The sequence below is a fragment of the Pseudoalteromonas aliena genome (assembly GCF_038155085.1).
Lineage (GTDB): Bacteria > Pseudomonadota > Gammaproteobacteria > Enterobacterales > Alteromonadaceae > Pseudoalteromonas > Pseudoalteromonas aliena_A.
The window spans coordinates 187841-210987 of record NZ_JBAKAU010000006.1 but is presented as its reverse complement, the minus strand read 5'-3'; the positions used below and the strand labels follow the sequence as shown (position 1 = coordinate 210987).

The 23147-nt window shown below is 39.7% G+C and carries 17 protein-coding genes and 1 tRNA gene; 8 read left to right on the top strand and 10 right to left on the bottom strand.

Translation table 11 applies throughout. The annotated features are described in order from the left end of the window. Positions 1-4135, bottom strand: a 4135-nt coding sequence (locus V6260_RS08525; protein WP_341593670.1) for a retention module-containing protein, incomplete at its 3' end; no start/stop codon positions are given. A gap of 534 nt (positions 4136-4669) precedes the next feature. Here V6260_RS08525 and V6260_RS08520 point away from each other — a divergent pair. Genes V6260_RS08520 through V6260_RS08505 form a run of 4 tightly spaced genes read left to right on the top strand, consistent with a single transcriptional unit; the run spans position 4670 to position 10856 of the window. Then, positions 4670-6643 (top strand): TolC family outer membrane protein, encoded by a 1974-nt coding sequence (locus V6260_RS08520; protein WP_341593669.1) that lies wholly within the window; start codon positions 4670-4672, stop codon positions 6641-6643. Between the two features lie 44 nt (positions 6644-6687). Next, the gene (locus V6260_RS08515) at positions 6688-8826 is read left to right on the top strand and encodes a type I secretion system permease/ATPase (protein ID WP_341593668.1); all 2139 of its coding nucleotides are present in this window, start codon (positions 6688-6690) and stop codon (positions 8824-8826) included. Then, positions 8823-10244, top strand: a complete 1422-nt coding sequence (locus V6260_RS08510; protein ID WP_341593667.1) for an HlyD family type I secretion periplasmic adaptor subunit — start codon at positions 8823-8825, stop codon at positions 10242-10244. Before V6260_RS08515 ends, V6260_RS08510 begins: the two co-directional genes overlap by 4 nt. A gap of 24 nt (positions 10245-10268) precedes the next feature. Then, entirely contained in the window at positions 10269-10856 is a 588-nt protein-coding gene (locus tag V6260_RS08505) for a response regulator transcription factor (RefSeq protein ID WP_341593666.1), read from the top strand. A gap of 14 nt (positions 10857-10870) precedes the next feature. On the opposite strand, the gene V6260_RS08500 is transcribed toward V6260_RS08505, so the two are convergent. The 3 genes from V6260_RS08500 to V6260_RS08490 all read right to left on the bottom strand — a co-directional run bounded on the left by V6260_RS08500 (position 10871) and on the right by V6260_RS08490 (position 14135). Further along, the gene (locus tag V6260_RS08500) at positions 10871-12826 is read right to left on the bottom strand and encodes a bifunctional diguanylate cyclase/phosphodiesterase (protein ID WP_341593665.1); all 1956 of its coding nucleotides are present in this window, start codon (positions 12824-12826) and stop codon (positions 10871-10873) included. After that, a complete protein-coding gene (locus V6260_RS08495) occupies positions 12826-13533 on the bottom strand; it encodes a transglutaminase-like cysteine peptidase (protein ID WP_341593664.1) in 708 nt (235 codons plus the stop codon). The genes V6260_RS08500 and V6260_RS08495 overlap by 1 nt, the downstream gene beginning before the upstream one ends. A 143-nt stretch (positions 13534-13676) precedes the next feature. Then, positions 13677-14135, bottom strand: coding sequence for an LPP20 family lipoprotein (locus tag V6260_RS08490; RefSeq protein ID WP_341593663.1), 459 nt, complete (start codon positions 14133-14135; stop codon positions 13677-13679). A gap of 141 nt (positions 14136-14276) precedes the next feature. Between V6260_RS08490 and V6260_RS08485 the strand changes: the two genes are divergently transcribed. Next, complete coding sequence (locus V6260_RS08485) at positions 14277-15470, top strand: flagellar assembly protein FlgT (RefSeq protein WP_341593662.1); 1194 nt, start codon at positions 14277-14279, stop codon at positions 15468-15470. Here V6260_RS08485 and V6260_RS08480 read toward each other — a convergent pair. After that, positions 15467-16366 (bottom strand): LysR substrate-binding domain-containing protein, encoded by a 900-nt coding sequence (locus V6260_RS08480; RefSeq protein ID WP_341593661.1) that lies wholly within the window; start codon positions 16364-16366, stop codon positions 15467-15469. The genes V6260_RS08485 and V6260_RS08480 overlap by 4 nt on opposite strands. 112 nt (positions 16367-16478) lie before the next feature. On the opposite strand from V6260_RS08480, the gene V6260_RS08475 reads away from it, so the two are divergent. The 3 genes from V6260_RS08475 (at position 16479) to V6260_RS08465 (ending at position 19812) form a co-directional block, all read left to right on the top strand. Next, positions 16479-17207 (top strand): glutathione peroxidase, encoded by a 729-nt coding sequence (locus V6260_RS08475; RefSeq protein WP_149593709.1) that lies wholly within the window; start codon positions 16479-16481, stop codon positions 17205-17207. A gap of 79 nt (positions 17208-17286) precedes the next feature. After that, on the top strand, positions 17287-18735 hold the full coding sequence (locus V6260_RS08470; RefSeq protein ID WP_341593660.1) for a dihydrolipoyl dehydrogenase: 1449 nt from the start codon (positions 17287-17289) through the stop codon (positions 18733-18735). Positions 18736-18879: 144 nt separating this feature from the next. Then, on the top strand, positions 18880-19812 hold the full coding sequence (locus V6260_RS08465; RefSeq protein WP_341593659.1) for an exopolyphosphatase: 933 nt from the start codon (positions 18880-18882) through the stop codon (positions 19810-19812). Positions 19813-20127: 315 nt separating this feature from the next. Here the strand turns inward: V6260_RS08465 and V6260_RS08460 are convergent. The 5 genes from V6260_RS08460 to V6260_RS08440 form a co-directional block, all read right to left on the bottom strand. Then, positions 20128-20202 (bottom strand) — tRNA-Arg (locus V6260_RS08460). Positions 20203-20272: 70 nt separating this feature from the next. Further along, the gene (locus V6260_RS08455; protein ID WP_341593658.1) at positions 20273-20932 is read right to left on the bottom strand and encodes a FlgO family outer membrane protein; all 660 of its coding nucleotides are present in this window, start codon (positions 20930-20932) and stop codon (positions 20273-20275) included. An 8-nt stretch (positions 20933-20940) separates the two neighbouring features. Next, positions 20941-21618 carry a FlgO family outer membrane protein gene (locus V6260_RS08450; RefSeq protein WP_341593657.1) on the bottom strand — a complete coding sequence of 226 codons (678 nt, stop codon included), beginning with the start codon at positions 21616-21618 and terminating at the stop codon, positions 20941-20943. 12 nt (positions 21619-21630) lie between these two features. After that, positions 21631-22224 (bottom strand): FlgO family outer membrane protein, encoded by a 594-nt coding sequence (locus tag V6260_RS08445; RefSeq protein ID WP_341593656.1) that lies wholly within the window; start codon positions 22222-22224, stop codon positions 21631-21633. A 266-nt stretch (positions 22225-22490) separates the two neighbouring features. Beyond that, on the bottom strand, positions 22491-23147 hold the full coding sequence (locus tag V6260_RS08440; RefSeq protein ID WP_341593655.1) for an SPOR domain-containing protein: 657 nt from the start codon (positions 23145-23147) through the stop codon (positions 22491-22493).

The following is a 23147-nucleotide window of genomic DNA, read 5'->3' as shown; positions in this document are numbered from 1 at the left end:
CAAGCGCACTGGGGATTTCAATATCCCAGTGGCCATCACTTTCAACGGTGCTGGTAATGGTTTGCACGGCGCCGTCGCTGTCGGTCACGGTGAGTGTGACCGTGCCGCCAATTTCATTACTGGTGCCTTGTAATGTCGGTGTTAGGTCGTTTACATCGCCTACATCTTGAATGGTTAAAGTTGACGCTTGCGTGTCTAATGTAATTGTATCTATAACTGCTGTTATATTACCGGCTTCATCAGACACACTTACTTCTATGGTGTTATCACCTTCATTTAAATCTGTTTGCGGAGTTACTTCCCAGTTACCACTTGCATCTACTGTGGTGGTAAGTGTTTGTTTAACTCCATTTTCATCTGTAATAACAACCGTGATAATGGTACCAACTTCTGCATCACTAGTACCTGAAATGGTAGGCGTTGAGTCGCTGGTTACAGTATCAAAGTCAACGGTTAAGCTAGGCCCTGATGTATCTATGTTACCGGTAGCCATAGTTGAAGCGCTATTTTCTGCAGCATCAGACACTTCAGCTTCTACAGAGTAATCTCCCGAGGCCAGCTCTTGAGAAAGCTCAACACTCCAATTACCATCGGCATCTGTTGTTGCGCTAAATGAACGGACAACGCCTTGAGAGTCAGTAACCGTTAAGTTTATAACTGTGCCTGAAACTACGCCTGTCGTGTTACCAGAAATAACAGGTGTTGTATCATTACTTGTTCCTAGTTCATTTACTTGTATAGTTGGAGGTGTAATATCAATTACAGCATCAAGCTCTGCATTTGCGCTTCCACCACCTAGGTCTGTTACTGTTGCACTAATTGAAATGGTGCCCTCAGCCAAATCGGCCGGTGGAGTCACACTCCAGAGTCCGTTTTCATCAATAGTTGTAGTTAAAGTGATGACTGCACCCGCAGAGTAAGTGATCTGCACATTAACCGACGAACCTGCTTGAGCATTGAAGGTTTCACCGCTGATTTGTGGTGTTTGATCGTTGGTTTCGCCAATAACATCTATGGTAATAGTCAATGTGCTTGTATCAATTGTACCTGAAGCATTCGCTGTACCTTGATTACCAGCGCTATCACTAATACTTGCATTTACAGAGTAGCTCCCCTCAGCCAAAGCCGCAGGTACGCCTACAGTCCAGCTCCCATCTGCAATAACTTGCGTTGTAATTGTTTGTAAAACCCCATTTGCATCAGTAACAGTTAAAGTAACTGTTGACCCTGCAGGCTCACCGCTAACCGTACCTGAAATGACCGGTGTTGTATCACTCGTATCACCTAGCGCGTTAATAGTCACTATTGGCGCTGTGGTATCGACTTCGCCGGTTGTGGTTGCTGTGGTTTCATTACCTGCGCTGTCGGTAACCGATACCTCAACCGTAAATTCACCCTCACTTAGTTCATTAGGCACATCAACCGAAAAAGTACCATCTGCTTGTACTTCAGTGGTAATGGTTTGTGGATTACCCGCTTCATCCGTTACCGTAATAGTGACAACGGTGCCCTCTGGCTCACCCGTCGCAGTGCCTAAAATAGTTGGCGTAGTGTCGTTAGTATCGCCCACAGGGTCAATGTTCACTACTGGCGCAGCAGTATCCACTTCACCCGTGGTCATTGAAGTCGTTTCATTACCAGCGGTATCAGTAACTGATACCTCAACAGTAAATTCACCTTCACTTAACTCATTTGGTACGTCTACACTGAAGGAGCCATCGGCTTGCACTTCAGTGGTAATGGTTTGTGGATTACCTGCTTCATCAGTGACCGTGATCGTCACCACTGTACCTTCGGGCTCTCCTACTACACTTCCTGAAATAGTCGGTGTAGTATCGTTAGTATCGCCAAGGGCGTCGATTAGAACAGTTGGCGCTATAGTATTAACTTCACCAGATAGCGCCGCTGTTGTCTCGTTTCCAGCACTGTCGGTTACAGATACCTCAACAGTAAACTCCCCTTCGCTCAGTTCATCAGCTATAACCACACTAAAAGTGCCATCAGCTTGTACTACAGTCTCTATTGTTTGAACATTACCTTCGCTATCAATAACTGTAATGCTAACCACAGTTCCTTCAGGTTCGCCACCCACCGTACCTGAAATCGTTGGTGTGGTATCGTTGTTACTGTCAAGTGCGTCAATAGTTACAATTGGCGCAATAGTATCTACCTCACCTGAAGTTGATACTGTCGTTGTATTACCTGCACTATCAACTACCGATACATCAACAGTATATTCACCTTCACTAAGTTCATTAAGTATATCTACACTAAAGGTGCCATCAGCTTGAACCTGTGTAGTAATCGTTTGGGTATTACCCGCTTCGTCAGTAACAGCAATGGTGACTACTGTCCCTTCTGGCTCACCCACTACACTTCCAGATATTGTGGGTGTTGCATTATCAATATCATCTAAATTATTTATTGTAATTGTTGGCGCCGACGTATCAATAACACCTGTAGTAGTCGCTGATATTTCATTTCCAAAGGTATCAATAATAGAGGCTGTAACTACAAACTCACCATCGGCTAAATCCTCTTCAACCTCTACTTGCCATGAACCATCTGCATTAACAGCCGTAGAAAAAGTTTGTAGATTTCCATTTGAGTCTACAACCTCAACTGTCACCAAACTTTCTGGCACTGCATCGTTTGTTATTCCGCTAATACTCGGTGTTGTATCACTTAAATCTAGAAGTGCATCAATACTTATACTCGCGGGAGTCAAGTCTATATTACCAATTTGAGTGTCTTGAGCGGTATTTCCAGCACTATCACTCACACTTGCTACGACAGTAAACTCTCCTTCAGCTAAATTCTGTAATAGATCAAGGTTCCAGGTCCCCTCATCATCCGTAGTCGTTACAAACTGCAACTCAGCGCCTGTGCTATCAGTAATAATCACAGTTACCGTACTACCTGCAACTAACCCAAGTGTCGCGCCAGAGATAGTAGGTGTTGTATCGTTACTTTGCCCTAAGCTTTCAATAGTTACGCTTGGTACGCTTAAATCAATAATACCAGCAGTCGTAGCGGTACTACTATTACCGGCTTCATCGCCCACACTCGCTGAAACCGTAAAGCTGCCTTCACTTAACTCACTTAATACTTCGACACTGTAGATTCCCTCGGCATTCGTCGGTGTCGTGACCGTTTGCTCATTGCCATTACTATCTGTTATTACCAGTGAAACCTCTGTTCCTTGCGGTACGCCAAGCACATCGCCTGTAAGAAGTGGTGTTGTATCGTTTGTATCCTCTACAGGTTCAATACTAATTACGGGCGCTGTCGTATCAATTTCAATAAAAATTGTATCGTTGAGAGTATTACCTCCAGGATCGGTCACTTCCACTACTACGCTAATTGAGCCATCAACTACAGGGGCTGGTAAAGTAATTTCAAATGTACCATCAGATGCTATAACAGCGGTCACGATCTGCTCATTTCCATTTTCATCTGTGACGGTAATATTGACGGTTTCACCCACAAGGCTTTCACTAGTGCCTGTGATAGTTGGTTGAGACGTATTTGTAAAATTTAACTCATCAAGTGATATAGAGCTAAGGCTTTCATCAGGCACAACTCCATCTCTAGTATCACGCAAATTAAATGTCTCAGTAGAGTTTGCTTCAAAATTAGAGTCAAATACAACACTATTTGGGTCAACACTTTCAGCTATACGTGTTAGCTGTACAAATGAATTACCTCCCCCTGAACCTGCAGCACCGCCACCACCGGCGGCTGTTGCTTCTAGGCTATCAAGAATATCGCCGTCGCCCTCAAGCGCATCTAAAAAATCGGTAACATCAGTATTAGCAATTGTCTGACTATCTGTGTTATCAACTTGATCTAAACTTGCAATTGCTGCATCAAGACTTTCATCAAAAACAGTCGTTTCACTGCTATCACGTGCTTCGTTAGCAATTAAGTCAGGGGTAATTTTTATATTTTGATTGGCGGGTATTGAAAGAGTTTCACCCTGCACGTCAATCATTATTGATGAATTGTCAGCGGTGACAATTATGTCGCCAACAGAAACTATATCGCCCACCTCAAGTTGTTTTATGGTGTCATCTTCTAAAACCACACCAACAGAGCCTTTCAGGTCAATAACTAATAATTGATTAGATTCCATTGTACTTACCTCAAACATAAAAATAGCCAGTTACTCACTTAAATGTAGAACATTAAAACGTATTAGATACTGTACTGAAGTACAGTTTTCTGGCGCTTAAAATTAAAGAATGGAATAAAATTAATACTACATTTACTAGGGCGTGTTGATCTTTGATGAGGGAATTTACAGCAGTATGCTTGGTTTTTGGCAAGGTGGAGCCTATGCAGTGTGGTTATTCCCCATGAACAGGCGATAACGCAGCATAAATGCCAAACATACGCTGCCTTTTGGGTTCTTTTTAGGGACGATCAACTCTTTATTGCTCAGTTTTTACTTATTCTCACATGGATGTAAGCCAGTAGGGTAACGCAGGAGCAGTTACCGAGCCCACTGGATTACTAACCTCGCGCCTCGATTTAATCGCCCCTAGATTAAACAAATTTCAATCCACAAAGAGCAACACGCCCTAAAGTAATTATTTGCAAATAGTGCATTTTTTAACTAAACCATAACCTATGGTATTGATCAATAAAGTGAATCTAAGAGGTAGAAATGATTACAAAAAGAGCCCTATTTAAGCAAAAAAGTCTACTACTTGTAAGTTTAACTATAGGTGCATTTAGCTCTGCAAATATTGTATTAGCAAATAACAGCTCAGTAATGCCTTTGACCTACGCATCGAGTAAAGCCCTTGAAAATAATCCTGAGGTGCAAGAAGCATGGCATGTATTCAAGTCATCAATTTATGGAGTGGATGCAGCGCGTTCAGGCTATTTACCAAGTGTTGATGTATCGGCAAGTGCGGGCTACGAGCGCCGCAACTATGGAACAGAGAAAGAATACAACCGTAATACAGCAGAGCTAAGTGTTACACAGATGCTCTACGATGGATTTAGAACATCCAATACGGTAGAGCGCTTTGAGCGCATTCAACTGATCAGGTATTTCGAATTAATGTCACAAGCAGAGCAAACAGTCCTTGAAGCCTCGATTGCTTTTTTGGATGTACAAAAATTTAAAGAGCTTATTGAACTTGCAGAAGAGAATCTTCAACAACACGAATCAGTGTATGAACAAATAGAGCAAAGCGTGGGGGCAGGCGTAGCTCGCGCTGCAGATTTAGAGCAAATAAGTGGTCGTTTATCATTAGCGCAATCTAATGTACTAACCGAATATGCAAACCTTCACGATGTCACAGCACGTTATTTACGTATAGTGGGTGAGCTTCCAGTCCGTGACATTAAACAAGCAAAATTAAATGAACAAAATATACCTATTTCTATCAATCAGGCATTGGAAGTCGCGTATAAAAACAGCCCTTCATTTTACGCGTCGCTTTATAATATCGAAGCACAAAAAGCGAATGCACAAGCACAAAAGGCTGCTTTTCACCCAAATGTTGATTTATCTGCTCGTTATGGTAGCCAAGACCGAGATGAGCTCGGTTTAAATGAAACCAGAACAGAGGCACGAGTTGGCATAGATATTACTTATAACTTGTACAATGGAGGACTAGACAACGCTAATCTAAAACAGGCTTATCAAGATGTAAATATTGCCAAATACCAACGTGATCAAGCTTGCGTAGATATTCGCCAAAGCCTGCAAATTGCGTATCATAATGTCAAAATTATTGAGCAAAAGATCCCCACTCTCGACAGCTATAAAAACTCATCTAACAGAGTAAAAGTAGCGTATAGAGATCAATTTGATATTGGCCAACGAACATTGCTCGATGTACTCGATGCAGAAAATGAAGCATTTCAGTCTAACCGCTCATACATTGAAGCCCAATATGATAGACAAACCGCAATATTAACAATGCTTAGCGAAATGGGAAAGTTATTGCCAGCTCTCAACGTTATGTCTGAGAAATTCCCAACACTAAAGGAATTGACAAATGATCCTCTGATCCACAACGTAAAAAACATCTGCCCTACCTACGATGTTGCGACAACATTTAAACGTAGAGCATTCCTACAAAAAAAAGCTCAACAAGACAATGCATACATGAATGTTACAGCTCTGCCTAGATACTTAGATATACCCGCAGAAACTAATTTAACAAATAGTTTTACCGATGATGATAACGATGGTGTAGCAAATGAGCAAGATACTTGCCCTAGTACACCACCAGCCACTAATGTTGACCTATCAGGCTGTACATTATATAGCCCACAAATAAACTCAGTCGAAATAGGCATTCCATTTCCAGCCGACTCGAGTGATGTTCGTCACGAGTATATGCGTGAAATCGAAAAACTAGCTGAATATTTAAAAGATAATCCAGATAAAAAAGTAGAAATACAAGGTCACGCATCATTAGACGGGAATGAAATTTATAATCGTAAATTATCTGAACAGCGCGCATTTTCTGTCGCGCGCATATTAATCGAGCAATACAGCATTGCAACCAATCGTGTTTCTTCCTTTGGTTATGGCATAGACAGCCCAAAAATAAATGAAGTTTCAGTGCGTGCCAATGCTGTAAATAGAAGGATTGAAGCAATCATTACCGACAGTTAAAAATAATTAAAACGAACATAACACTTTATAACATTGGACGGTGTATGGAATTAAATGATGTATTTGATCATGGAGGGCAATTAGTCGATTGCTTGGCTGTATTATGCCACTTTCATGATAAAGACTTTTCAAGGGAGGCCCTGCTAAATGGCCTCCCACTTACCAACGGGGAATTAACGCCTTCAGGATTTGCTCGTGCAGCCAAACGAGTCGGCTTTAAATCAAAGGTTGTTAATAAACCACTTAACTTAATCAATATCGCACTATTGCCAGCTATCGTTATATTAAAAAATAATCAAGCATGTGTCGTACACGCGATAGACACTCAAAAAAACGTCGCTTACGTAACCTACCCTGAACTGACAGAATCAATGGTAGAAGAAGAGCTTACACTATTGAGTGAAAAATCCACTGGTCTGATCATTTATGCTCATCCAGAGTTTATATTTGACGAACGCTCGCCAGTTCTTGAAAAACTCTCAAAAGATGGTTGGTTCTGGGGGGTTATCAAAGAATGCCGCTCACTTTATAAAGACGTTATTATATCGGCTATTGCATTGGGCATACTCTCTGTTGCTATGCCTTTATTTGTCATGAATGTGTATGACCGAGTAGTACCTAATCACGCCATAGAAACATTGTGGGTACTAGCTATAGGTATTTTAATCGCCCTAACTGCAGATTTTATTTTACGCTTAGTGCGCAGCTATTTTGTTGAGCTTGCCGCAAGTCGCATAGACGTTAAAGTCTCAGCCGTCATAATGGAACGCGTACTAGGCATGAAGCTAAAAAACAGACCTTCTTCTGCTGGGTCTTTTGCCAGTAATATTCAATCATTTGAGGCTGTACGTAACTTTTTTAGCTCTATCACGCTTGTTGCACTGGTCGACTTACCTTTTGTAGCAATTTACCTTATTGTTATAGCTGTAATAGGCGTACCATTAAGCCTTCCCATTATTGCCGGCGCATTAATACTATTAAGTTATGGCATCGCAGCGCACCGTAAATTAGAGGCTTTGTCTGAGCAAACAATGAAAGCAAGCTCAATGCGCAACTCAATACTCGTAGAGAGTTTAACAAACATTGAAGATATAAAAAGCTTTCACAGTGAGTGTAAAACACAATCAACATGGGAGAAATCAACTATTTATATTGCGCAAGTAAATGCACAAAGCCGCTTAGTTTCAAGCTCTATTACTAATAGCGCGTCATGGCTACAGCAATGTGTTGGCGTAATTATAATGATCATTGGCGTGCATTTAGTTATAGAAGGAGAGCTCACTCAAGGTGGTCTGATCGCAGCCTATTTACTATCATCGCGAGCAATGGGACCACTTGGACAGTGTGCAGCGGTACTTGCACAATATCATCATGCGGCAATGGCAATGCAGTCATTAAACGAAATCATGGAAAAAGATGTCGAACGTCCACCGAATAAGCATTGGTTGAGCCACCCAGTTTTAAAGGGCGATATTGAATTTAAAGATGTTTGTTTCAAGTATGATGATGACTCCCTCAGCGTACTCAATAATGTAAGTTTTAAAATAAACGCGGGTGAAAAAGTCGCTATCTTAGGTCGAAATGGTTCAGGAAAAAGTACCTTAGAGAAACTAATTTTGGGGTTATATGAGCCAAACTCTGGCGCTATCATGGTAGATAACAATAATATACAACAAATAGATCCAGCAGAGCTTCGTCACAATATCGGCTACGTCCCCCAAAATATCGCGCTATTTTTTGGCAGCTTAAAAGATAACCTCACAATCAGCGCTTGGCATGCGGTAGACGAACAAATAATTAATGCCTGTGAGAAAAGCCAGTTATTTGATTTAATCAACTCTCACCCTGATGGATTTGACCTGCAAGTAGGCGAGCAAGGTAGGCTATTATCTGGCGGCCAAAAACAAGCGGTAGGTATCGCTAGAGCATTGATCAACGATCCCCCTATTATTTTATTGGATGAACCCACATCCTCCCTTGACCACAACACTGAGCATAAAATAATTAAAAGCTTACAAAAAGCCACTAAAGATAAAACCTTAATCGTTGTTACGCACAAATCATCTTTACTTGCGCTTGTAGATCGAATCATAGTACTTGATAAGGGAAAAGTCGTGGCTGATGGCCCCAAACAACAAGTAATTGCAGCACTTAATAACAAAACGGTGGAGCAAGCTTTATGAGTAAGGATAAAAAACCATTAGAGCAACGTTCCTTTGAGTCAATGGGCAAGGCGATTGAATCGGCTAAAAAGGGGAAGCCTTCGATATTCAACCGCTTGTTCAAAGGTTGGTTATCACCTCCAGACTCGCAAGACTGGGTTGTAGATGCACAATGGGAAAAAATGCAACAAGAACCCGCAAGTGCTCGCTTTTTATTATATTTAATATGTATAACATTTATAGCACTTATAATATGGGCCGGATTCGCAGAGCTTGATGAAGTTGCGCGTGGTGAAGGGCGCGTCATCCCGTCAAATAAACTGCAACTAGTACAATCGTATGATGGCGGAATGGTTGAAAAAATAAACATACGAGAAGGGCAAATAGTCGAAGAAGGTGACGTATTAATAAAGATTGATCCCACCCGTTTTATTTCCAGTTTTCGAGAAAATCAGTCTAAAGTGCAGTCTCTCACGGCTAAAGTAGCCAGATTACAAGCACTCACCAGAAAAGAAGACTTGGTTTTTCCTGACAAATTAGTGAAAGAAGTACCAAAAGCTGTAGCGCATGAACGCTCAATATATTTAAGTAATCGCCAAGAGCTTGAGCAACAAGTTGCTATTCACACACGTCAACTGGAGCAACGTAGACAAGATTACATCGAAGCAAAAGCGGCTTTACAACAACACACTAGTGCCCTTAGGCTTACCAACAGAGAGTTAAAAGTAACCCGTCCACTTTTAAGAACAGGCGCAGTATCTGATATTGATATTATTAGATTAGAGCGTGAAATAGTTGACATAAATGGAGATATTAACCGCACCAGAGCGGTCATTAATCGTAGTTTATCTTCTATTAATGAAGCTAAAAATAAAGTAACAGAGGTTGAACTTGCAATGATTAACCGCTGGAATAACGAGCTTTCTGAGGCACTATTGCGTTTAGAGTCAATAAAACAAACCGAATCAGGCCTTGCTGATAAAGTCACTCAAACTGAAATTAAATCCCCTGTAAAAGGCACTATTCAGCGCTTACTTGTCAATACCGTTGGAGGTATTTTGCAACCCGGAAGTGATGTACTTGAAATAGTGCCTTTGGATGATCAGCTTGTAGTTGAGGCAAAAATCCCACCTAAAGACATCGCTTTTTTACGCCCAGGCCAACCCGCTATGATCAAGTTTAGTGCCTATGACTTTGCCGTTTATGGAGGACTTGAAGCCGAAGTTCTACACATCAGCGCAGATACAATAACAGATGACAGAGAAAATACTTTTTACTTAGTACAATTAAAAACTACCAGAAATAACTTTTCAGCTGAGTTAACTATAATTCCAGGAATGACGACGCAAGTAGATATTATCACTGGAAAAAAAACCATCTTAGAGTATTTACTCAAACCTTTACTAAGAGCTACGTCACAAGCAATGACTGAGCGATAAACGTGAACTTATTGGAGTATATTAATGCGCCGAAGTATATTTATCACACAAAAAAACCTCAAGTCAAGCCATTGGAAAAGTGCGTTTGAAGATTGTGTAATATGTACTAAAGAACCCAAACAAATTAACACTTCAAGTATTATATGGGTATTAGCAGGGAGTACTAATTGGCTTGAAATAGTAAAAAAATATGCACAAAAACGCATACCCGTAATAGTAATGACAACACACCTGGATATTGACGAGTTAAGAATAGCACTCCAAGCAGGGGCAAGAGGCTACGTAGAAGCACTAGCAACAAAGGTTATATTGCAGCAAGTGTTAGAAACTGTAAGCTCTGAGGGCTTATGGTTACCAGGGCAGTTACTGTCAAATATTGTTGGGGCATTGGGTCAACAGCCAGTTAATTATTCTCACACTTGTGATATGCAGAGCCTAACAAAGCGTGAACGCCAAGTGGTTGATATAGTTATAACGGGTGCTACTAACAAGCAAGCTGCCGAATATTTAAACATTACAGAGCGTACAATTAAAGAGCATATGAGTTCTATATTTAATAAGCTAAAAGTACGCGATCGCATTCAATTAATGTTAACTGTAAAAGGGCATTAACTTACAGTTAATACTTATTCCTTGGTGACCCCATCAAAACCTAAGTTAATAAGTGTATCTATATCGTCTTGGCTTGTTACTCCTTGTGCCACAACTTTAATGCCAATAGAGTGCGCTAACGTACACACTCCTCGCAAGAATGTTTGGTTATCTTGGCTGTAACTAATGTTGTGGCCATACACACTATCGATCTTAATCATTTCAAGTCCAAACTCCTGAATTTTATTAATTTTAGTAAATTCAGGACCCACACGATTTAACGCTACCTTCGCGTCCAAACATCGAGCCTGCTCACAAAAATCTTTGAATATTATAATTTCGCTTACGGCAATACTTTCACGTATATCAAAACAGATTTTAGAGGCTAAATCAGGAAATGCCGAAAGGTACGTAAGGACCGAAGCGAGTGCAGCATCATCGAGTAAAGTTTGAGCAGATAATTCAACCGAAATCAGTTCACTTGGTGGTTCAATGCTATAGTGAGCAACCAACGCCTTAATTAGCCCCCAATCTAAACGCGCTAATAATTTTAATCGGTTAGCCCACTGGTAGTAATAACTCGCACGATATATTTGCCCACCGAGCTTTAGGCTCAACCCTAATTTATTTTGCATTACCAGCCCCGTAAAGCTAGTTACTGGGTAAGTATTTATTTCTAAATTATTATTGTTGAGTGCCTCTTCAATGGCATTTTTCCAGCTAGTTGCATTATCAAATAACTTATCTTCCTGCTTGATGTGAGCTATCTTTTCTTGTGCATCCGTTCGTTTACCCGATGATTTTAAAAGTTCATCCGCACGCTTTAATAGATCAAATCGTGTATCGCCTTGTTGAATATAAGTACAGCTGTGAGGTATCGCTAAATTAACTTTTTTATATTCTTCAACAAACGATTCATGCATCAATAAAATACGTTCACTGATACCTTGAATGTCGTCAACATCACTAAATAAAACTGTAAAATCGCTATGAGAAATACGTGCAATGTAATTTTCAGAAAAGTGTTCTTGGCTACTCTCTAAAAAGCGAACCAGCATCTGTGAAAATCGTCGTAGAAAATTAACCATTTCTACTCGTCCCACTTCTTCACTTATCCGGTCAAGGTTGACAACTCGGAATAAAAACAAGGCACCATGGGCATAATCTTTCGATTTTTGTAAGTGAGCCTCAAGCGTTGCACCAAAGTATTCTCTATTTGCCAAACCAGTTAGCTCGTCGTGTTGCGATTTAAATCTAAGCTCTTCTAAACGTTTATTATCTTCTTTAATAATACGGCTAAAACGGATAGATAATTGGTTCATTGATTGCACTAAACGCGCAAACTCAAAAGTGCGCGGAATACTCGATTTTATAAAACGTTTTTCACCAAATGCATTCGCCTGATATACAACATCATCTAGTGGCGTTAAAATCCGACTTAAAAAGTAAGCACTAACTACACACGCAAAAAAGGCAACGATTAAAAAACTAAAAAATAGTTTAAGCGCACTTTCCCACAACGCTTGCTCAGCATATTGGCTATGGCTTTCTATAAACAGAGTACCAAATTGCTGCCAACCATTATTTACTTGCCCAACCCCTGGCTGTACATTTAATCCATACATTGCCCTAAACCACTGTGGAGCCGTCGCTTTAAGCTCATCGGTAAATGTGCGTTTAACAATCACCTCACCATTAGGGTCTTGTAGTTCTATTCGCTTATAGTGACCGGTATCAAATGTGGCTGAAACTAATAATTCAAGCTCAACGGGGTCTTTGTCTAATTGACTAATCATCAACGCAAGTGAGCTCGCGTTATCTACATTTTTTAAGTACAACTGGGTCGAAAAATAACTTTTAGCCGAATTCGTACTAATTAAAACACTACTTATAAAGCCCACAAAAATAACAATTAATAATGCAATCCATAGCTCTTGCCTGAGTGTTATTTTTCGTTTTTTAAGATACTTAGATAAGGAAAATGATGCCATTACCACATAACTCCTTCTTTGGTTGTCTGCTCCAAAATTTTACGCCAGCGTGAAAGTCTTGCTGTTGGGCTGGCTACACTTTTGGTTGAATTATTAGCCCATAAACCTTGGCTGTTAAAGCTAAAAACAGGGCTTAAATCTACACGTTTTGCAGCAGGTAAAACCTTTGTTATTAAACTGTCTAAAATAAGTGGCTGAGCGTTTGGTGTAGCAAAATAACCTAACACCATATGTGCTTGCGTTTTGTTAGTGCCCGCAATTTTTGCTTTTACATAAATAAGACGTAACTTATCGTCGCTCACCCCTAAGGCTCTCAAGCTTATGTACTTTGCTATTGCGTAATCTTCACAATCACCTAAGCCTCTGCCTAATGTTTCTAAAGGGGTTGCCCAATAATCGTTTTGTTTCCATAGCAAAATATCAGTTTGATAGCGTAAATTACGCGCAAAAAAATCATTAACAATAAGGATTTGTTGTTGCTCTGGTTTGCTTTGAGTTTGTACCAACATGCTTTGCCAGTTACGTGCAACAGCCGCTCGCGCAGGTCCATACTTTTGGCCCATCAGCTCAATAAAGGTATTAAATTGAATAGTTAGTCGGCTTGCAAGCACGCCACTAGAGAGTGCAAAAAACAATAATAGGTAGCGCAAATTGGCTTTGCACCATATAAATAATTTAGGATTTAAATGAGTTGGCTTAAACGCCATTTACAGAGCCACTGTTAATATAAGTGGCAATAAAATACATCTTTTGAGCACTACGCAATCTGCTTAAAAATTAATCCTAACAACAGCATAGCACTCAATATAAGAGGATGAGATATTTTGAAAAACTTTTTTAATAAACGTTTTTAGTAGTACGTTACTTTTTTAACTTCGCGTGGTTTTACTTCACCTATGTATAAATCGTGCACACGCTTCATATTAAGCTCAAGCTCGGTCACGTATGTGTCATCTACTGCGTAAGTTTTAATTATTTGTGCACCTTTAATAAGCCCCTGCACTTTAGTTTCTAAGTAATCATCTTGAGCAATTGAGCCTTCCACTGTGGTACTAGCGGTAATTTTTTGCCCGTACACTTGCTCAGTGAGCTCTCGGTAAGCCTCAAGTTTAGAAGCCTTAATTGCCATAAGTTGCTTTTGCGACGCGTTAGCGCCTTTTTGCAAGCTAATAGGTGCATACCCTATCGCTTTTAAAACGGGGTAATTATTTGGCTCTACATATTTATATTCAACATGCTTATCAAAAACGCTGCTACAACCACCTAAGGTTAAGCACCCAAGTGTAATAAGTAATGAAATTGCTCGCATAGCATTTATGCCCTTGTATAGTAATTAGCAGGACATATGCACGTTTAATGCCATTTATAGCATTACTAATAATTACCAAATAATATTGGTACAGTCCTTGCTCTGCTTAGTTAATAGCTAACGTTTAATTGGAGTAGAAGTATGAAGTCGTTTTTATCATTAGCATTTGCAGGGTTAAGTGCAACGGCATTATTAACGTTCTCCCCTTTTACTAAAGCGCAGTGGTATGAATCAACGGGCCACGCGAACATTCAAAATGGTGATACGAGCGCAGCTAAATCAGCCGCTATAAAAGATGCGATTACTCAGGCGTTAGTGTTCTCTGGTGCACGGGTTAGCTCTGTGCAAACCTTGGTAGATGGCGTGTTAATGCAAGATCAGCTAAAAATTAGCAGCCATGGCGAAATTCAAAAAATTGAACTGATCAGCGAAAATAAATACGACAATAAATTTGCCATTACATTACGACTCGATATTTTTTCTCAAACAGAGCAATGCCCACAAAATAGCTTTAATAAATTTGTGGCCGTTACACAAAGCCAACTTGTTCATCGTGAACATGCCAAAATGGGTCAAATATTTGACGTAAGCAAAGCTATTAGCAAAAATATTTTTACTTCCCTGCAAAAATCAAAAATGAGCGCAGTACCTATTGCTTACTATAATAATGCAATAAGCGTTGATAAGTATTTTTCGCAGCAGCACGACTATTCAAATGCCCAATTAGAAGAAATATCTTCGCGCAGTAACGCTCAATATGTATTGCTTAGCCAAATAACGAGCCTTTCAACTAGCGACAAACTCAATAACGATTATGCATTTTGGCAAGACGAGGCGTATGTGCGCAGTTACAACATTGAATTTGTATTATTTGATGGCACTACATATGAGCAACTTTGGCAAAATAGTTACCATACTCAAGCAATTTGGCCATTTGAAAAAACAACCATAGTTGACGTTAATAGTGATAGGTTTTGGCAATCGCCTTATGGGCAAAGCATAACCGATATCAACCAAGCAGTAAGTTATGACATTCAAGCAGCCATGGCGTGTTTGCCAACTCAAGGCAAAATAATGCATATGGAAAATAGCAAAATAGTTATTAACTTAGGTAAAGCTCATGGTTTGAAAAAAGGCCAGATGCTAAGCATTGCTCACCATAACTATTTAACCAGCGCGACAGGTAATGTTATGCCGCACACCATTACCACGCTTAATAAAATTCGCGTTGAGCAGCTTTATCAGCAAACCGCAGTAGCCGTTAGTATTGACAGTAAACCGCTACCTGGCGTACAAATTAACGATGTAGTAGAAATAATCAGCCAAGATCTTTAGAGTTTTTTACTCAATTTAGCTTTTAAATTAGGGTGAGCCGATAGCCACTCACCCAATTGTTCTACACCAGATAAATGCGGATAATGCTTTCTGCATGCAAACACCACATTACGCTGCTGATTAGGGAATATAGGCAAGTAATCAATCCCTACACGGTCGGTACATGCCAACTTTGGTACAAATGTAATACCGTCATCCATAGCTACTAACGCTAATAATGTTTCTAAACTATTACCTTTATACTGGTTAGATACATCGACCCCCGCAGAAAAACAAAACTTTTGGGCTTGATCTTTAAAGCAATGACCATCACTTAACATTAGTAGGCTGCATCCTTGAAGGTCACTCAACGCCACTTTTTTGTGCTTAGAAAGCGCGTTATCGTGTGATACTGCCACTAAAAAGTCTTCTTTGTATAAAGCAACCGTATGGTAATTAATAAGCTCAGGCACATCGGCTAAAATAGCAAAGTCGAGTTCCCCCTTGTTTAAAGCTTCTAAAATTGTTGCTGTTTGCATCTCAATAAACGAAAACTGACTATTAATAAATGCCGCTTTCATTGATGTTAATAACGCAGGCAACAAATAAGGCGCAATGGTAGGAATAATACCAATAGTTAATTTACCTTGTAGAGGCTCATTAGAAGTAGCAGCAAGTTCTTTGAGTATTTGCGTATGTTCTAAAATAATCTCTATTTGTGTCAATAAACGAGCACCTTGTGCTGTTAAGGTAACTTGCTTGGTTGAGCGATCAAACAAAGTAACGCCAAGTTCATGTTCGAGTTTTTTTACTTGACCACTTAATGTAGGCTGGCTTACAAAACATGCGTCGGCAGCTTTGCGAAAATGTTTATATTGCGCTATCGCTTTTACATATTCAAAATCTTTTAAGTTCATATTCAGCTCTAACTGATAGTTTATAGCTATCAGTTTAATACAAACAAACGATTGGAACTATACTTAATTGTTCGCCATAATGGCTATCAACAAATCAAGAGGAACAAAAACTATGTTAAACAATATCGAAGGTCAAACAGTCCCAAGTGTTACATTTGCAACCCGTCAAAATAACGAATGGAAATCAGTAACAACAGATGACATTTTTAAAGGTAAAACTGTTGTAGTGTTTTCACTACCTGGTGCATTCACACCAACATGTTCATCAACTCACTTACCACGTTACAACGAATTAGCGGGCGTACTTAAGCAAAACGGCGTTGACGAAATTGTATGTTTATCAGTAAACGATACCTTTGTAATGAACGCATGGGCTGAACATCAAGAAGCGCAAAACATTACTTTACTACCAGACGGCAACGGTGAATTTACTGACGGCATGGGCATGTTAGTAGACAAAAACGACCTAGGCTTTGGTAAGCGCAGCTGGAGATACTCTATGCTGGTTAAAGATGGCGTGATTGACAAAATGTTCATCGAACCAGATTTACCAGGTGACCCATTTGAAGTATCTGACGCAGATACAATGCTTGATTACATCAACCCTAAGCAAGCTAAACCAGAACCTGTAAGCATCTTTACTAAACCTGGCTGCCCTTTCTGTAAAAAAGCGAAAGAGCTTCTTGCAGAGAAAGGCTTCGCATATGAAGAGATTGTTATGGGTGCAGGCGCATCACTTACAAGCCTTAAAGCTGTATCTGGTCGTGACACTGTTCCACAAATATTCATTGGTGGTAAACATATTGGTGGTTCAGACGACTTAGAAAAATACTTTGCTTAATTAATAAGTAAATAAAAACCTAATATAAGTAGGTAAAAATAGGGGCATACACGCCCCTATTTATTAGAGGAAAAACGCTATGAAAGAATTGCAAACCGATGTTGTTGTTATAGGTGCTGGCACTGCAGGTTTAAGTGCATACCGTAACGCTAAACAGTTCACACAAAATGTATTAATGATTGAATCAGGCCCATATGGCACAACATGCGCACGTGTTGGTTGTATGCCAAGCAAATTATTAATTGCCGCAGCTGAGGCAGCTCACTCAATTGAAATGGCTCCTGCATTTGGTGTACACAGCTCAAAACCTGAAATTGATGGCAAAGCAGTTATGGCGCGTGTTAAAAGTGAACGAGATCGCTTTGCAGGATTTGTAGTAGAAGCCGTAGATGAGCTACCGGATGTTGATAAAATTCGTGGTTACGCTAAATTTTTAGACACAAACCGCGTACAAATAGACGACCATACAATTATTACAGCAAAACGCTTTGTAATTGCCACTGGTTCACGCCCATCATACCCAGGCGTATTTAATAACTTTGGCGACAAACTTATTATAAACGACGACGTATTTGATTGGGACGACCTACCAGAATCAGTCGCTGTATTTGGCCCTGGTGTAATAGGTCTTGAAATTGGTCAAGCACTTAGCCGACTAGGCGTGAATGTAAAACTATTTGGTGTAGGCGGCGCAATTGGTCCACTTACAGATCCAGTAGTAAAAGACTACGCAAATACTGTTTTTGCTGAAGAATTTTTTGTAGATACCGACTCAAACGTATCTGACATGATGCAAGTTGGGGACAAAGCACAACTAACTTACACCGACAAACAAGGTGTAAAACACACCGAACAGTTTGACTACGTACTTGCAGCCACTGGCCGAGTACCTAACGTAGATAAACTTGGGCTTGAAAATACAGGTATAGCACTTGATGAGCGCGGCGTTCCACATGCAGATCCGCACACAATGCAGTGTGGTGAATCGAACATATTTATAGCGGGCGATGCCAGCAACATGGTTCCCCTGCTACATGAAGCCTCCGATCAAGGCACTATTGCAGGTCAAAATGCCGGGCGTTTCCCTGATGTACGCATAGGGCTTCGCAGAGCAAAAATTGCAGCTGTATTTAGCGACCCACAAATAGCCATGGTAGGTGAAAGCTTCAAGCAAATTACTGACCGCTTAGGTCCATGTGGTTGTTTTGAAGTAGGCGAAGTCAGCTTTGAAAACCAAGGCCGTAGCCGAGTAATGCTTAAAAACAAAGGCCATATGCGTGTATATGCAGAGCAAGGCACAGGCTTATTTTTAGGTGCAGAATTTATTGGTCCACAAGCCGAACACATCGCTCACTTACTCGCATGGGCTGTACAAAACAAAATGACCGTGCCCGAAATGCTTGATATGCCATTTTACCACCCAGTAATTGAAGAAGGGTTACGTACAGCACTTCGTGACTTAAATGCCAAACTTAAATTTGGCCCAGACATTGTAAATTCATGTATGGAATGTGGCCCAGGCGCATAACCTATTTACCACACATACAAACTTGCTAACAAGAAGCCAAAACATCTGTTTTGGCTTTTTTATGTATTTTTTTTAAGCTAATCTCTCAAAAAGTATATTTACTGTTACAATCAATTGATAATAAATTAAAAAAATGGAGTAGTTATGCCCAATAATAAATTTAGACTAGTCACTCGCAGCGATTTTGATGGTTTAGTGTGTGCCGTATTGCTCAAAGACTTAGACCTAATAGACGATATTTTATTTGTTCATCCAAAGGACATGCAAGATGGAAAAATAGACATTGCCGAAAGCGACATTACTACCAACCTCCCTTACGTTGCAGGGTGTCACATAGCATTTGATCATCACCTTAGCGAAACCGTACGTAATGCAAACGACATAAAAAACCATGTAATTGACCCAGAAGCTCCCTCTGCTGCGCGCGTAGTTTACGATTATTACGGCGGCGCAGAAAAATTCCCAAATATTAGCGTTGATATGATGGACGCAGTAGATAAAGGCGATGCCGCACAGTTTTCGAAAGACGAAATACTCAACCCAACCGATTGGGTATTAATGAACTTTATAATGGATGCACGCACAGGCCTTGGCCGATTCCGCGAGTTTAAAATTTCAAACTATCAATTAATGATGAAGCTGATTGATGCGTGTAAAGATCAAAGCATTGAAGACATATTAAAAATGGAAGACGTGGCCGAACGTGTTGCGCTTTATAACGAGCATAACGAAAAGGCCAAAGAGCAAATAGCACAATGTGCAACCGTGCATAAAAACCTAGTCGTGCTAGATTTAACTCAAGAAGAAACCATTTACGCCACCAACCGCTTTGTTATTTATGCAATGTACCCCGACTGCAATATCTCGATTCATAAAATGTGGGGCCTTAAAAAGCAAAACGTAGTGTATGCCGTTGGTAAATCAATAACTAACCGCAGTTCAAACACCAATGTTGGTGAACTGTGCCTCAAATACGACGGCGGCGGGCATTTAAATGCAGGTACTTGCCAAGTAGAAACAAGTAAAGCCGAAGCTGTGCTTAGCGAATTAATTGATAAAATTACAAGTGATGGCTAATAATCTTATGGCTAGTAACTAACTGCTAGCCTAATATTCTTATGTGATACAAGTTCGCTTAATTAAGTGTTCTATTTTGAGCTAAGAAAATTGTGCCCATAGCAAGGAAAAATTCGTTATTTAGTTGTTCTATATCAGAAACTTTTAACGTGTTAGCGTCAGATTCAATCCCTGAAATTGATTAAGTATCATTGGGGGGTTGTATAACATCTGTGCAGATTAAAATCGACTCAATAGCACTTACCAGCCTCATTGATAGACAGAAGCGTTGATTTATTTAACTTTATAACGCTCTAGTCAGTTTCATAAAAGAACTGGTAGCCCCTGCAGGAATCGAACCTGCAACTGCCCCTTAGGAGGGGGCCGTTATATCCATTTAACTAAGAGGCCAAAAAGTATATTTTTTGAAGAGGTAAAATTATAACGGCAACTGGTTTTTTATATCAATAAAAACATGAATTTAATTGCTTGATAAATAAATATCCTCTTTGTTCAACACGTAAAACGGTATAAATATTCGACTACTCGCTGCTAATCGCTTATTTTGGATATTAATTACCCTCGCGTTAACAACTACACCATTTTCACGATAAATCAGTGTGCCTGATAATACATGACTAGCAATATCTTGATTTGTAAGCCTGTGTGCATCTCTTGTAAAGGCAAAGTCACCTTGATTACTGACAGTAATAAGATCTGCTGTTTTAATATCCACCGCGGTATAACCAAATTTTTGCAGTTGATTCATAAAGGTTTCTGACAATTGATTACCTAACTGACTAGCTGTATTTAAACTTGAATCTAAGTCAACAAACGACGTTACAGCAATCGCTGTATTTTCGGGTGAAACTTGCATATTGTCCGTAATTTTCAATGCCATTTGCTCAACATAACTGGCTAGGGTTTTATGATGTTTATTAGGCATAAATTTTGTTGGATCATCATATTTCTCTTGTTCATTATTTTGTACTTGCGCCATGATTTGCTCAAAACTAAAATTATTCTCGATGCTTTTTTCTGGCTCTACTTCGGCCGGCTTACTGAGCAAATTACACCCTGTAAGTAATATAGATAAAAAAGTAATGCTAATTAAAGCAAAACTCTTAGTTAAGCTAACCATAATTAACCTCACTTGCTCGCTTGTTTTAGCATAACGCCATCTAGATTATTACTGCTATTTAAGGCTTCAATTACTGACTCTGGGATAAACCCCTGGGCAGAACCAACTACAGCTTTGCTTTCTAAACCCACAATTCGTGCATTAACTAACACACCACCTTGGTGGTTAACTAAGGTACCCGCTAATACGTAACTAAAATTTTGTTCTGGGTTTAATTCTAAGTAATCGCGACTAAATACAAAATCACCATCCGGTGTTACACGCATATAGTCAGTGGTTTTAAAATCAATAACTGGTATACCAAAATTATGCAGTTCATGCATAAAGCTCTCAGCTATTTGGTTACCAACCAATGTTGCATTGCTATAGTCTTGGTTTAAAAACACAAAAGTAGACACCGCTAATGGGGTGTTAGTATTTACATATTGTAGGTTTTCAGCCATATCCTGCATGATTCCACGTATATAGTGGTTAATATTTTTACGTGTTACTGAGCTTACCTGTTTGTTTTTGTTCATAACTGCAGATTTACTTTGATACAGTGAATCACTTTGCCCTGGTGCGGCCACAGAACGTTGTTCGAAAAACGCAGGCGAATCATCTGTAATTTGTGCGCTGCTAAAATTTGGAATCTGCGAACAACCAAAGCCCAGTGGCAAACATAAAGTTAATAGTAGGCGTTTCATGTGTGCTCCTAATTAATATTCACTACGGTAAAGGTGATCACCGCGTTGTTGTATTTTTTCACTACCCCACATAACATTAATGGGGATCTCCGTACTACCAGCAGATACTATTTGATTGGTTCGCATATTTACCATTCTCGCATTAACAATATAAGCATGCTCTTGGCGAGTTAAAGTACCGGTAATCATAAAGTCAATATTTTGGCTCTGTTTTAGCTTATCTATATTACGGCTTAATACAGCGTCACCATTCGTTGATAAGTTAAGTTGGCCTTCAAGTCGGTACTCTAAGGTGTTGTAACCTAATTGTGTAAACTGAGTTATTAAACTTTCCTGAATTTGCTGACTAAGCCCTATGCCTTGTCCTTGGGCTAACTGAGTATCTAAAGCATTAGCTAAATAAAAGCTACTTATAGCAATTGAAGCTGTGCTTTTAAAAGGCTCATTAATATGGCTAAGTTGAGTACTTAAACTGCCAACATATTGATGCACCGTGTAAGGTGCCATCGCAGCTTTAGACGCATCAGTGCTTATACTTGGTGCAGGTTCCGGTATTAAGCTACATCCGGCTAAATTAAGTAAAATTAGGGGTAATAAAAGGCGCATAGTTGCCATCCTCTGAAAACATAATAGTAATAAAGCAATTATTATGCCGAGTACCTTGCTTAGCGTGAGCTCTGTTTAAGAGATTTACTAACATACTGAATTAGGATGATATTTAAATTTATTTTCTCTAGTCAAAAATTTTCAGTGGAAACAAGGTAAACTTACGCGTCAATAGCTGGTCCATTGCAAGCAAATTCAATGCAGTTAGCGCTGAAGATAGCCGCTTAAGATAGGTTTATTACCCAGAGCTCAAGTGACTTAGATATTTAATTTAAAGACTGCGACGTATAATGACTCACAATACAGCTGACTTTACGCTGTTTAAGCTTATTGCAATCAGCAGTGGCATTTGCGTGATTTTGATAAGCCCCCAGTTTTAAGCGATAGTAGGTTACCCCACCCACATTAATCTCCTCAACATTAGCAACAAACTCCCCCTCAAATAATGTAGCTGCACTGGCTTTTATTTCATTTAAACTTTCATGGAGGCGTGTTTTGTCAGTTACAGCTGCTACTTGCAAAGCAAATAAAGCATTAATGGCAGGTTGTTTATCCGCTGTTACTACTTGAGGCTTTACAGCCTTAACTGGCGCCACTTGAGGGGGCGCATTAACTGTAGCAACTTTATCTGAACTGACTGCGGTATTTTGCGGTTTTGCCACTGCATTTAATTGGCTAATTAATAGTTTTAAGTCTTGCTCAATAACTAACAGACGTTCAACACCGGGTTTAGCTGTTTGCCATTCTTCAGATGAGGCTTTTAAATGTGCTAATTCTTCATCTGAAATCTGTGTATTGGTTTGTTGTGTGCCAACATCAAAAGCCGTATTTTCCTGTTTAGTACTTGTACATCCTGATATTAAAAAAGTGCCTATACACGCCACTATAACTAAGTGCTGTTTAAATAAATTACTGTAATGCAT

What these genes read in the sequence shown, in the direction of transcription:
- V6260_RS08505 (WP_341593666.1), top strand. Translation starts at nt 10,269, where the DNA reads ATGCGCCGAAGTATATTTATCACACAAAAAAACCTCAAGTCAAGCCAT.
- V6260_RS08495 (WP_341593664.1), bottom strand. Translation starts at nt 13,533, where the DNA reads ATGGCGTTTAAGCCAACTCATTTAAATCCTAAATTATTTATATGGTGC.
- V6260_RS08470 (WP_341593660.1), top strand. Translation starts at nt 17,287, where the DNA reads ATGAAAGAATTGCAAACCGATGTTGTTGTTATAGGTGCTGGCACTGCA.
- V6260_RS08500 (WP_341593665.1), bottom strand. Translation starts at nt 12,826, where the DNA reads ATGGCATCATTTTCCTTATCTAAGTATCTTAAAAAACGAAAAATAACA.
- V6260_RS08465 (WP_341593659.1), top strand. Translation starts at nt 18,880, where the DNA reads ATGCCCAATAATAAATTTAGACTAGTCACTCGCAGCGATTTTGATGGT.
- V6260_RS08490 (WP_341593663.1), bottom strand. Translation starts at nt 14,135, where the DNA reads ATGCGAGCAATTTCATTACTTATTACACTTGGGTGCTTAACCTTAGGT.
- V6260_RS08515 (WP_341593668.1), top strand. Translation starts at nt 6,688, where the DNA reads ATGGAATTAAATGATGTATTTGATCATGGAGGGCAATTAGTCGATTGC.
- V6260_RS08475 (WP_149593709.1), top strand. Translation starts at nt 16,479, where the DNA reads ATGTTAAACAATATCGAAGGTCAAACAGTCCCAAGTGTTACATTTGCA.
- V6260_RS08480 (WP_341593661.1), bottom strand. Translation starts at nt 16,366, where the DNA reads ATGAACTTAAAAGATTTTGAATATGTAAAAGCGATAGCGCAATATAAA.
- V6260_RS08485 (WP_341593662.1), top strand. Translation starts at nt 14,277, where the DNA reads ATGAAGTCGTTTTTATCATTAGCATTTGCAGGGTTAAGTGCAACGGCA.
- V6260_RS08445 (WP_341593656.1), bottom strand. Translation starts at nt 22,224, where the DNA reads ATGCGCCTTTTATTACCCCTAATTTTACTTAATTTAGCCGGATGTAGC.
- V6260_RS08455 (WP_341593658.1), bottom strand. Translation starts at nt 20,932, where the DNA reads ATGGTTAGCTTAACTAAGAGTTTTGCTTTAATTAGCATTACTTTTTTA.
- V6260_RS08510 (WP_341593667.1), top strand. Translation starts at nt 8,823, where the DNA reads ATGAGTAAGGATAAAAAACCATTAGAGCAACGTTCCTTTGAGTCAATG.
- V6260_RS08440 (WP_341593655.1), bottom strand. Translation starts at nt 23,147, where the DNA reads ATGCATTACAGTAATTTATTTAAACAGCACTTAGTTATAGTGGCGTGT.
- V6260_RS08520 (WP_341593669.1), top strand. Translation starts at nt 4,670, where the DNA reads ATGATTACAAAAAGAGCCCTATTTAAGCAAAAAAGTCTACTACTTGTA.
- V6260_RS08450 (WP_341593657.1), bottom strand. Translation starts at nt 21,618, where the DNA reads ATGAAACGCCTACTATTAACTTTATGTTTGCCACTGGGCTTTGGTTGT.